General features: G+C 63.8%; 7 protein-coding genes and 1 tRNA gene. 5 read left to right on the top strand and 3 right to left on the bottom strand.

The features are described 5' to 3' along the window. The first annotated feature begins 772 nt into the window (after positions 1-772). Positions 773-1,699, top strand: a complete 927-nt coding sequence (locus tag VFA60_08025) for a tyrosine-type recombinase/integrase (protein HZQ91721.1) — start codon at positions 773-775, stop codon at positions 1,697-1,699. A 60-nt stretch (positions 1,700-1,759) separates the two neighbouring features. Here VFA60_08025 and VFA60_08020 read toward each other — a convergent pair. Continuing rightward, positions 1,760-1,835: transfer RNA gene (locus VFA60_08020), tRNA-Ala, on the bottom strand. Between the two features lie 216 nt (positions 1,836-2,051). Here VFA60_08020 and VFA60_08015 point away from each other — a divergent pair. After that, entirely contained in the window at positions 2,052-3,665 is a 1,614-nt protein-coding gene (locus VFA60_08015; protein ID HZQ91720.1) for a Na+/H+ antiporter, read from the top strand. An 80-nt stretch (positions 3,666-3,745) separates the two neighbouring features. Here the strand turns inward: VFA60_08015 and VFA60_08010 are convergent, their stop codons facing one another. Continuing rightward, entirely contained in the window at positions 3,746-4,942 is a 1,197-nt protein-coding gene (locus VFA60_08010) for an alkaline phosphatase family protein (protein ID HZQ91719.1), read from the bottom strand. A gap of 265 nt (positions 4,943-5,207) precedes the next feature. On the opposite strand from VFA60_08010, the gene VFA60_08005 reads away from it, so the two are divergent. After that, positions 5,208-5,909: a hypothetical protein gene (locus tag VFA60_08005; GenBank protein ID HZQ91718.1), complete on the top strand. Its 702-nt coding sequence runs from the start codon at positions 5,208-5,210 to the stop codon at positions 5,907-5,909. A 253-nt stretch (positions 5,910-6,162) separates the two neighbouring features. On the opposite strand, the gene VFA60_08000 is transcribed toward VFA60_08005, so the two are convergent. After that, positions 6,163-9,054, bottom strand: a complete 2,892-nt coding sequence (locus VFA60_08000) for an AsmA family protein (protein ID HZQ91717.1) — start codon at positions 9,052-9,054, stop codon at positions 6,163-6,165. Positions 9,055-10,075: 1,021 nt separating this feature from the next. On the opposite strand from VFA60_08000, the gene VFA60_07995 reads away from it, so the two are divergent. After that, positions 10,076-10,789, top strand: coding sequence for a sigma-70 family RNA polymerase sigma factor (locus tag VFA60_07995; GenBank protein ID HZQ91716.1), 714 nt, complete (start codon positions 10,076-10,078; stop codon positions 10,787-10,789). Then, positions 10,789-11,454 carry a zf-HC2 domain-containing protein gene (locus tag VFA60_07990; protein HZQ91715.1) on the top strand — a complete coding sequence of 222 codons (666 nt, stop codon included), beginning with the start codon at positions 10,789-10,791 and terminating at the stop codon, positions 11,452-11,454. The genes VFA60_07995 and VFA60_07990 overlap by 1 nt, the downstream gene beginning before the upstream one ends. The last annotated feature ends 155 nt before the right edge of the window (positions 11,455-11,609 follow it).

The following is an 11,609-nucleotide window of genomic DNA, read 5'->3' as shown; positions in this document are numbered from 1 at the left end:
ATATGGCCTCGATGCGGATACGGGTGCGGCTGCGATGAAGGCAAAAGTCTAGGAGCCGGCCGCGAAGGCACACACATCCTGCGGCGGGCGACAGCCCGCCGCAGGCCGGCCATTGATCCACAGGGCGGGGTCCCTTCCCCTCATCCATTTCCTCGATTCACTCTTCCCGTTAACCATTTGCCCTGACCCATTTCGATCTATCCCATTCTCCTTTTTCCCACAGACGCTCGACCCAAAACCAAATTCAACGGCGAGCTGCTTATGGAATGGAATGTGAATGCAAGCGATGTTCTGCTCACGCCGGATCAGGTCGCGGAGCGACTGAGTGTTTCCGTCGATTGGGTACGCGATCACTCCTCACGCAAGCACCCCCGACTTCCGGTCATCCGCCTCGGCGGTGGGCCGGGTCGGAAGGGCCTCCTGCGATATCGCGCGAGCGAAATCGAGAAATTCATCGCGGAACTGGAGCGGTTGAGCGCTTCTGGGCGCGGGTACAATAGGAGCACCCCGCCCATAGCAGCTCCCAAATGGGAGAACTATGGCAAAGAGGTCGTACCAGAAGGGCTGGGTTCGCCCCAAAGGTAAGAAGTGGTACGGGTATTACGAGGTCAAGCGATTCAATCCTGAAACCGGCCAGGAAGAGTGGAGAACGGCGTCACCGATTCCGCTCGGGCTTCGCTCGCAATTGACCAAGTTTCAGGCTCGCGATGCCCTGGAAGTCGAGATTGCGAAGCGGACGGGGAACACTCCCCAACCGCTGGCCGAGAAGAAGGTGGTTACGTTCGGCTGGTTTGTTCGCTATCGCTGGCTTCCGCTGAAAGAAGCAAACTGGAAGGAAGAAACAGCACGGGACAAGAAGTGCATTCTCCAGAAAGATCTGCTCGATAAATTCGAGAGCGTTCCGCTGGAGAATTTCGACAAGTTCACGTTGCAGGTTCACTTGAACGACCTGGCAAAAACTCGCTCGCGGGATCGCGTGCTTCAGATTCGCGCGCACCTGCGCGACATTTTTGCCGAAGCTGTGGACCAGGACTTCCTTCCCAAAGACCCAGCGCGGAAGGTCGAGGTTCCCAAGCAATTGCGGGAGACCGACACCACGGTTCTGAGCTGGGATCAACTGCGAAGCGTGCTGGCCCATTTGTCTTTGAAGGACAGACTGGTTCTCGAACTGGACATGACGGTCGCGTTGCGGCCCAGTGAACTGTTCGGGCTGCGCTGGCGCGATTTCAATTACGACGAGTGCCTGCTGGAACTGCGGGAAACCGTGTTTCGAGGCAAGCTGCGCAATTGGGGTAAGACCCGGAAGGCGCTGCGCCCGGTGCATATCCCGAAAGAGCTGGCAGATGATCTCTGGTTGTGGCGGCAGGAATCGAAGCATTCCGAGCCTGATGACTTCATCTTCTCGAACCGGTTAAAGAAGGGCGGATTCATTGATCCGCAGAATTACCGGAGGAAGATGCGGAAGCTGGCGGAGGAGTGCGGGCTGCCGAAGCTGACCTTTCAGGTGATCCGGCGAACGATTGCCACGCTGGCACAGAAGAAAGGGACGCCCAAGGACATCCAGGCGTTGTTGCGGCACTCGCGGCTGGCGACGACCACCGACGTTTACATGCAGGAGATTCCCGAAAGCGTGAAGGCAACGGTGGAAGCGATCAGCCGAGAACTTAGATTGAAGTCAGAAACGGAAGAAGGTTTTTGAAATTTCCGGCCAATTTCCGGCCAAGCGCGAAAAGGTGGGTCCGCTAAGTGTAAGAAAAGATGGTGGACCTGGTCGGGATCGAACCGACGACCTCTTCCATGCCATGGAAGCGCGCTCCCAGCTGCGCCACAGGCCCACTCGGGAATTACCGGACCGCCGGGCGGCGATCCAACTGCTCTTAAATTGTCTCTGAGGCTATACCGATAGTCAAATCTCCACCCGCGCGCTGGAAAAAACTCCCCGAATCCGCCTCGAGAACCTGAATCTGACTCGAAGCGGACCTGGCCCAAACCCGCTGCGGCGCTGCGATTCGACCTCTGATTTGCTGTATTTTCTAGGCGAGCGAGGCTTTGTGCCGACGAACGCCATCCACGGTCTGGAAATCGTATTCCTGATCCTGCTGCTGTTCGTCGTCGTGTTCGGCGTGCTGGCGCGGAAGCTGCGCACGCCGTATCCGATCGTGATGGTGTTGGGCGGCCTGCTGCTCAGCTTCATTCCCGGCATACCCCGCGTCACGCTCAATCCCGACCTGATCTTCTTCATCATTCTGCCGCCGCTGCTCTACAGCGCGGCCTGGCTCACGTCGTGGCGCGAATTCCGCTATCATCTGGTGAGCATTTGCTTCCTCGCCTTCGGACTGGTCACGTTCACCGTGCTCGCCGTCACGGAGGCCGGACAATGGCTCCTGCCGGGATTCGACTGGCGCGTTGGCCTCGTGCTCGGCGCCGTCGTCGCGCCCACCGACGCCATCGCCGCCACCGCCATCGCGAAGCGCGTTGGCCTGCCCAGGCGTCTCATTGACATCCTCGAAGGCGAAAGCCTGCTCAACGACGCCAGCGCGCTGCTCGCCCTTGAGTTCGGCATCGGACTGCTGGTCAACGGCCGTTTCCCGACGTTCACCGGCGGTTTTCTCCGGCTCGGATACCTGATCGCAATGGGCGCCGGAATCGGATTGGTGATTGGCGAGATCGTCCACCAGATTGAGGACCGGGTGGACGACGGCCCCATCGAGATCGCGCTCAGCATTCTCACGCCTTATGTCGCCTACCTCGCCGCCGACTACGTTCACGCCTCGGGCGTGCTGGCGGTGGTCGCGTGCGGCCTGTACCTGAGCCGCAAGAGTTCGCACTTCTTTTCGCCGAGCGTGCGTCTTCAGGCCTGGGCGGTGTGGGAAGCGCTCACCTTCATCCTCAATGGGCTCGTGTTCGTGCTGATTGGCCTGCAGCTGCCCTTGGTGCGCGCTGAGATCCGCGACCTGGGCATGTCAACCTTGCTGTTCTACGGCCTTGGTTTCAGCACATTCCTCATTCTGCTGCGGATTTTGTGGATGTATCCCGGCGCTTACTTGGCCAACGTGATTCGCCGGCGCTTGCTGCACCAGGCTGAGCGCATGCCATCGCGGCGCCAGATCTTCGTTGCCGGCTGGACGGGCATGCGCGGCGTCATCTCGCTGGCCGCGGCCATCGCTCTGCCGCAGATGCTCGCTGACGGCCGGCCGTTCCCCCAGCGCAACATGATCATCTTTCTCGCCTTCTTCGTGATCCTGGTGACGCTCGTCCTCCAGGGACTCACTTTGCCGCTGCTCATCCGCGTGCTCGGACTGGCCGGCACGGCCGCGCCCCGCACCGAAGAAAGGCAGGCGCGGCGCATCATCCTGGAATCCGCGCTGGTGTGGCTGGAAAGCGCGAGGAAAGCCGCGCCGCCCGACGCGGGCGGGATTTACAAAGACCTGGAACAGCACTACCGGCACCGCCTCGCCAGCCTGCGCGAAGGCGGCGACGCGCAGGACGGGATTGACGCCGGCTTCTACCGCCGGTTCGTTGACCTCTCGCGGCAGATGATCGAGGTCGAGCGCGAAAGGGCGGTACAGCTTCGCAACGAAGGCCACATCAGCGACGAATTGCTGCGCGAGATCGAGCGCGAACTCGACCTTGGCGAAGCCCGCCTGGTCGCCAAAGAGACGTAGCGCGCCTGCACGCGCAAAAATCGGGCGCTCCGCCGGAGCGCCCAAGGTGGCAGAAAGAGAGAGCGGGAGAGAAGAAGAGCCTAGAAGTTCAACATGTCCCTCAGGTTGATGTTGGCGTCGAGCCCGGCGCGCGCGTTCAGCGGCGCCAGACCCCAGTTCCAGCTGATGAAGCGCAGCACCGAGGTATGGTCCATCGTCAGGTGCGAGATGTAATTCCGCTTCGCGAAGGGTGAAATCACCATCATCGGCGCGCGCGCGCCATAACCCTGCGAATCCACTTGCGGAGGCGGAACATGGTCCCACCACCCGCCGCTCTCATCCCACAGGACGACGATGGCCACCGAATTCCACGCCGGCGAGGCCTGCACCTGCTTGATGAAGCCGTCGAGCCACTCCACCGAGCGCGACACCGGCCCCGATCCCGGGTGCATGTCGTGCGCCGGCGCCGGCTGCACAAAGACCACGGCCGGGAGGTTGTTCGCCGCCAGCGCCGTGTTGAACGCGCTGAGGTCCTGGATGTGCGCCGAGTTCTGCGTCGAGGTGAAGAACTGGAACGGGTTTTCGACCGCGACGTAGTTGCCGCAGTCGCCGTAGTTCTCGTGATACCAGGTCCAGGTGATGCCCTTGGCCGTGAGCTGGTCGCCCACGTTCTGGTTAGTGAACGGATGCGCCGCCGGATCCGGCTTGTTGCACGGCCCAAACGCCGGCTGAATGCTGAACGGGAAGTTGTTGTCGTCGGCGCGCACCAGGTACAGCATGTTCGCCGGCTCGTTGCTCATGACTGACGCGAAGTAGTGGTCGGCGAGCGCAAACTGCGAGGCGTAGCTCCAAAGCGTGCCCACGCCGGCCGTGGTGTTGTCGTAGTGGCCCATCGAGAGCGAGCCCTCAACCGCCGCATAGCGGTCCATGCCGCCGTTGTTCCAGGCGGCGAGGTAGAAGTTGCGACCGTGCGGCAGGTCGGTGGTGGCGTCGGTGGTGATGAGGAACGGCGTCACTATGTTGCCGCCCGAGTCGCGCTGGGAAAATCCCGGCACACCGGGCCGGATGCCCTCGGCGCCCGGAAAGGTCCCGAACAGGTTGTCGAACGAGCGGTTCTGCATGTTGACGACGATGAGCCGTTTCACCGGCGATTGCGTCGGCGGCAGGTCAGCGGCGGCTGGCGAACCGCCGCTGCCCGGAGCCGGGTTGCCGGTTGAATCCATGGCGCCACGGCATGCCGGGAAGAAGAGAACGGCGACGATGAGAAAAGCAGAGCCCAGTTTGCCCAGGGGAGACATGATCACTCACAGGACCGCACAGCGGCCCCAGGTCGCAGAGTACGCAACCGCGCTGCCAACCCCTTGCCGAGGCCATCGCGTGTAAACGCCCTGTTAAGGCCGTGTTCAGAGCGCCTTAGAAGCGGCCCTCCCTGGCAGGCCCGCCGCCTGCCCCCGTGAACCGCATCAAAAGAGTACGCCGGTGCTTAAATTGGTAAGCTGTTGCGCGTGTCCGGCAGCTCCTGTCACCAACCTGCACGGGGCTTCCGACATCTAAGGTGGCGACATGAAAAACCTGTACGGCGCTCTGGCGGTAGTTCTCGCCGCGGTCCTCTTGGTTAGTGCAGCTCCGGCGCAGGCCGGCGCGCCGCCGCAGTCAGACGCTTCCAGCGTATCGCGCCCGGCGCCTCAGCTCGCCGCGCCGCCGCCGGCCGACGCCACCGCGTTCGCGCCCATCGAGCAGGCCGCGCAAACCACCGTCGCCGATCTCGGCCGCGTGCGCATCGAGAAGTGGAAGGCCGACGCCGCCACCAGGCAGCAGCTGCAGGCCAACGCCGACTCGGTCGTGCGCAACCTCAGCTCCGCGCTGCCGTCGCTCATCGTGCAGGCGCGCAGTGCGCCCGGCAGTCTCGCCGCCACGTTCAAGCTGTATCGCAATCTGAACGTGGTCTACGAGGTGCTGGCCACGATTGCCGAATCGGCCGGCGCCTTCGCACCCAGGACCGAGTTCCAGGCGCTCTCGGCCGACCTGGTCGCGCTCGATCAGTCGCGGCGCTCGCTTGCCGACCGGCTCGAGATGTCGACCTCCTCGGCCGACAGCGAACTCACGCGCCTGCGCGCCCAGTCGCGGGCCCTCCAGGCCGCGGCCGCAGCCGCCGCCCAGCCGCCGAAGAGGATCGTGGTGGACGACACCGAGCCGGAAAAGAAAACAACGAAGAAAAAACCCGCAACCAGCGCGAAACCAGCAACCACGCCCAAAGGCCAATAAACCTGGTTCGGTTTGCGACCGCCGCCCATCGGTGCCATGGCGGAAATGGGCATTTTGACCAACACGGAAGGCGAACACGGCCGCAACTCGGGGCGCCATCGTCAACATGGTGACCAAGTCCGGCGCCAACACCTGGTCTTCGAATTCTTGCGAAACAACTGGCTCGACGCGCGAAACTTCTGACCACGCTGCCGAAATCAGCCCCACGCCAGTCTCTTTGGCTTGCGTGGGCCACGGCTGCTCACCGTGCGTACTACTTCGGTGGAGTCTGCTGTTGTTGCTGCTGACCGGGCTTCTTGCCGCCCAACGCGTCGAGAATGCTCTGCATCGGATTCGGCGGCTTCTGCTGCTGCGTCTGGCCTGGCTGCTGCTGCTGTTGCTGATCGGCCTGCGGTAGCGTGCCGGTTTGGCGCTTGCCCGTGATCGCGCCGAGGATGCCGGTGATCGACGCAGGATTGGCGCCGCTGGGCATGATGTTGTTCAGCTTCATCTGCGCGATGGCGTTGTAGTCGGGCAGGACCTGGGGCGACGCGAGGTTGCCTCTGATCAGCACCGGCATCACCAGTTCGCCCTTCGAGTTGGCCAGTGCCGTGGTCAAGTAGCCGCCGATGTTGTTCCCACCGGCCTGCTTCGCGAACTCAGGCGAGAGCACTGCGGTCGCCGCCATCTGGACAGTCTTGTTCGCCAGGTCCACGTCGCCTTTCGCGCCGAGCGTTCCGCCGTCAATCGCGGCCGTCAGGTTGTCGGTGTGCGCCACACCGTTGTTGATCACAAAGTCGCCGCTCAGCCTGGCGATGTTGGTGAACGGCCCGCTCGCCCTGGTCACGTTCAGGAACTTCCCGATCAAGGCGAGCTGATTCAACAGATCAATTCCAGCGAGTTTTCCGTTCATCAGGTCGAGGCTCAGCCTGCCGTTGAGGGTGCGCGCCACGCCGGCGGAGCCGCCGTTCGTGCTGCCCATGAAGCGCGTGTCGGCGTTCGCCGCGAGGACGCCGTAGAGCACCTGCTTCAGGTTGGAGATCGACGAAAGCAACTGGTTCGCATCCACGTTCGACAGCTTCGCATTCACCGCGTAAGCAGCCGGCGTGGGACGCGCGTCGATCACGATCGTTCCGCTCTCCACGCCGCCGGCAACGTTCGCCGTGACCGGGTCCAGCCGGACCACGCCGCGATCGAGCGCGGCAGTCGCCTTCAGGTTCGTCAGCAGCAACTGGTCATAGACGACCGTGCCCACGTTCAGCGTTCCGCCGCCAGTGAGCCGCTGCAACAGCGGCGGCTCAGGCTTGGGGTCGGCGTACGCGGGCGGAACCAGGCGGAGCGCTGCCGTGGTCTTTTCCACGGCGGGATTGCGCATCAGGCCCTGCCACTCGGCGACGCTGAACTTGTCGGCGTTCAGCGCGAACTGCGCCTGCGGTGTAGCGTTTGGCGCCAGGCCGCGAATGGACACCTGTCCCGTGGCGTGCGTCGAGCCGAGCGAAAACGCGGCGTTCTCCAGGTTCATCGCGTTCTGCGAAAAGCGCAGGTTCGCGTTCTGCACCAGGAGCGGCCGGGTGAACGAGGGCAGCGTGAGGCTGGCGTTCTGCAGCGAGCCGCTGCCCGAGTAGTTCAGCGCCGCGGGGTCCTTCAGCGGGCCCGCAACGCGGACGTCGAGCGAGACCGGTCCGGCGCCAGCCATGCCGTCGAGCGCGCGCACGCCCCAGGCCTGGCCGATGCTGATCAGCTCGCCGAGCTGCGAATTCGGCGCGCGAAGCGTCGCGTCAATCGCGGACCTCGGCGTGCTGTAGTCGTCCAGCGTGAAGGCCACCCGCACCGACGTGGAGCCGGTGCTGGCCACGAACTCGTTCGAGCGGACCTGGCTCGGCGTGAGCGCCAGGTTGACCTGCGTGACGTGCACCGGCTGCGGCAACTGCCTGCCGCTGATGACCAGCGCGCGCGCCGCAACCGTTCCGTTCATCTGCGGCGACGACGAGGCGCCGCGGACGGCGAGGTCGGCGTCCACGTTGCCGTCCACCTGCATGCCGGGATTGAAGGCCACGCCGAACGCTCCGGCGAGCTTGGCCGCGTCGGCGATCGACGCGTTGTTCGCGCGCGCCCTGACGTCGAGCTGCGCCGGCGTCGGGCCCATGTTCACCGTGCCCTTCAGATCGAGCGGCGTGGAGCCCAGCTTCAGCGCGCCGCGATGGATCGTGAGAAAGTCACGGTTGAAGTCGTCTGAAATATCGAAGTCGGCGGCAATCGGATAACCGATGTCCACGCCGCGCACGCGCAGATTTTGCAGCGTGATGTTGCCCCTGGCTGCGAGCACGCCGGCCTGGTTGTTGAGATCGGTGGAGCCGGTGGCGACGAACTCCATGTCGGCGAGCGCCGCCGAATTCACGAATTTCTTCAGGCCGGCGAGCGAGACGCCATCGAGCTTCAGCTGGCCGGCGAAGTTGGTGGCGAGCAGGTCGTCCTGCACCGGACCGCCTTCGCCGGTGAGGCGCAGCTCCTGCTTGCCGCCGCCGGGCAGGTGCGCCGCCAGGTCAATCTTCACCGGCTTGCCCGGCGCGTAGTCGCGCAGGTCCAGATCGATGTGGTCGTACACCGCGCGGGGCTGGCGCTTCTGGTCGTCGGTGACGGCGACCTGGCCGTCATCAATCAGCAGGCGTGCCAGCGTGAATTGCCGCGGCGCCGGCTGCGACTCCGGTTGCGGCGCGGCCGGTTGCGCCGGCGTTGGCGTTGCTCGCGCGGCGGGCCGCGGCTGCGAGGGCGCCGGCTGCTTCCCGAGCGAGGAGAAGTTCCATACGCCCTGCGCGTCACGGACCAGCTCGATCCTTGGATTCCGCAACTCCAGCGAGGAGATCTCGACGCGCTTCTGGAGCAGCGGCACGAGCTTCAGCGAAACCAGCAGCTCGGAAGCCTGCGCGAACGGCGCGTTGCTGCGGAAGCGCGGGTCTTCACCAATGATGGCGTTGTCCACCGAGAGGGCGAACGGCACCAGCTTCAGCCGCATGGCGCCGAGCGAGACGTATCTGCCGGTGCGCGCTCTCAATTCGCTCTGAATGCTGTCGCGGTACGAGTTCACGTCCAGAATGCGCGGGAGCGCCAGCACCGCCACGATGACGAGCACGACGACAACGGCAAGAGCAATTCCGAGTTTGCGCATGACGGCCTCCTCGGCGGGCCTTCCAACAGCACAGGATAATGGGTCAATAGGTTGGAATCCGCGGCCGGTGACGGCGTTGCACTGAGAGCTCACGCCTGAATTCGTTTGGCACATTGCGTGCGGCCCCTCCCCCACCCCCTTGCGGCGGTCTTTGGCGCTCAATCAGTTACGGGAAAATCCCCGCCAGATCTTTGAGCTTGCAGGGGTTAGAGGCAAAGTCTTGAGCTCAAAGGCTTAAGGCCTACCGCGGATTTGCCCGGATGAGCGCGGACCACGCCCCTGGGACGTGACTGATGGCGATCAGGTTGTCAAAGAGCGAGGCCTGCGGCGTCGCGTGGACGCAGCAGGCCTTGCTTCGAGCGTAGCAGATTTGGTGGGGAGAATGGGAAGGCGGCGCGGAGATTTAGTGTGAGCGTTTGGAGAGGGTTGCGCGGGAAATGGAGCGCGGAGGGGCTTGACAAGGTTTTTTCGCCGGCGTGCCGGGGCTAAAGCCCCCAATTAAACGCGGTTGTGTTCACCGAGCTGAAGGCCGGTGCTTCCACCGAGTCGTTTATCTTGCATCGAGAGCTGGCTTGTCCGAAGGGCCGGGCCGGGGCTAAAGCCCCCATTAAACGCGGTTGCGTTCACTGGGCTGAAGCCCGGTGCTTCCACCGAGAATCCGGGCGCGTTCGAGTTTCACCGAATGGGCCCGGCGCTTCCACCGAAAATCCTGAGCGGGAAACGGTCACAGATACGACCCAAGGCGTGCAGCTCGCGACCGTTCAGAAACTCGCGCAGTACTGGGCGACAGGGTTCCAACCAGAGCGCAGGCGTCTATCCCATGGCAATTCAGAGGGATGGCGTTGGGGCGAAATCCGGGAACAAAGCTTCGCCCCCCGGCGTCTATTCCCACAGCAACCGGTTGAGTGCCTGGCGATGTGCGCCGGCCTGGGGTTAGGGAAGGCTCCGGGCAAGGTTGTGAGGGTCGGACGATCCTGCTAGTGTAGGGACAAGTACTCCCTTTCAGGCGGGAGCAGCCATCGTGCAGATCGCGAATGCGCTGGCAATGCGGGTGGAAGAGGCCTCGCTGGTCGCCGAACTCAAGGCGGGGTCGGAAGACGCCTACGCCTGGCTGGTGGGGCAATTCCACCAGCCGGTGTACAGCCTTGTCTATCGCGTGGTGAACGATCCGGCTGACGCCGCCGACACCACCCAGGAAGTCTTCCTGAAAGTTTTTCGCGGCATAAAGCACTTCGACGGCCGCTCCAGCCTCAAGACCTGGATTTATCGCATCGCCCTGCACGAGGCGTCGAACCGGCGCCGGTGGTGGTTCCGGCACAAGAGCCGCGAGACCTCGATCGAGCCGCCCGAGGGCGCCGCGGAAAATTTGCAACCGCTGGCGGTGCGCGAAGCTCTGATCGACGACGCGACTTCGCCCTTCGACAACGCGCTGCACGAGGAAATGCGGGCGCGGATCGAGCACGAACTGCGGCAGGTCCCCGAGCCGTTCCGCACCACGCTGGTGCTGCGCGACGTTGAAGAGCTGTCGTACGAGGAGATAGCCGAGGTCATGGAAACGTCGCTGGGCACGGTGAAGTCGCGCATCACGCGGGGACGCGAACAGCTGCGCAAGCGGCTGGAACCGTACGTCCAGCAATTCGGACCCGAACTGGGACTCAAGCTGCCGCCGCGGCCGGCGCGCGACGAGCCGGAGAGCGCGGCGGGCCAGGGCCTGTCGGAGGCCGAGGTGGTGTGATGAGCTGCAAACAAACCAGGTCGCTGATGTCGAGCTACATGGACGGCGCCGTGACCGGCGTCGAGATGCAGCAGGTGGCGCAACATCTCTCCGGGTGCGAGACCTGCGCCTACGAGTACGCATTGCAGCGGCAGACGCTGGCGCTGGTCGGGCGCCTGGGCCGGCGGCAGGCGCCGCCGGAGCTGGCAACCACGATCCGGTTGGCGATTTCGCGCGAGGCGGCGCGCGCCCGCAACTGGAAGTGGACGAGCCTGCTGGTCCGTTTGGAGAATTCGCTGAACTCGTTCATGGTGCCCGCCACGGCGGGCATGGTGAGCGCGGTGGTCTTCTTCGGGCTGCTGATGGGCTTTTTCGCGCTGCCCTCGACGCTGGAGGCGAGCGACGACGATGTGCCGGCGATGATCTACACGCCGCCGGAGCTGGCGTCGTCGCCGTTCGAGCTGAACGCCAATGGCGGTTCGCTGCTGGTGGAAGCGGTGGTCGATCCCAACGGACGCGTGCAGGACTACCGCGTGATCTCGGGCGAATCGAAAGACCGCGACCAGGTGATGCAGGAGCTGAAGAACACGCTCATCTTCACCGTTTTCCGCCCGGCGACGGCGTTCGGCAAGCCGACTTCGGGACGCGTGGTGCTCAGCTTCAGCAAGGTGAATGTGCGGGGCTAACAGATTTGGTGATTTAGCGATCTGGCGATTGGAAACGCAAAAAGCGCCTGGCGTCAGCACTTCACCAAGTCACTCAATCGCCCAATCACCACGTCCCTGGTTTGACCCCTGCTCTGTGAGCCCCGTAAAATTGAATTGAACTCCCTACCTGTCGC

Source organism: Terriglobales bacterium (assembly GCA_035651995.1).
GTDB lineage: Bacteria > Acidobacteriota > Terriglobia > Terriglobales > Acidobacteriaceae > DASRER01.
The sequence above is the reverse complement of the archived record's forward strand: the minus strand, read 5'-3'. Positions and strand labels throughout refer to the sequence as shown.

Bases quoted from the DNA above. Each gene is read 5' to 3' on its own strand.
- VFA60_08010 (HZQ91719.1), bottom strand. From the start codon at position 4,942: ATGTCTCCCCTGGGCAAACTGGGCTCTGCTTTTCTCATCGTCGCCGTT.
- VFA60_08005 (HZQ91718.1), top strand. From the start codon at position 5,208: ATGAAAAACCTGTACGGCGCTCTGGCGGTAGTTCTCGCCGCGGTCCTC.
- VFA60_08000 (HZQ91717.1), bottom strand. From the start codon at position 9,054: ATGCGCAAACTCGGAATTGCTCTTGCCGTTGTCGTCGTGCTCGTCATC.
- VFA60_07990 (HZQ91715.1), top strand. From the start codon at position 10,789: ATGAGCTGCAAACAAACCAGGTCGCTGATGTCGAGCTACATGGACGGC.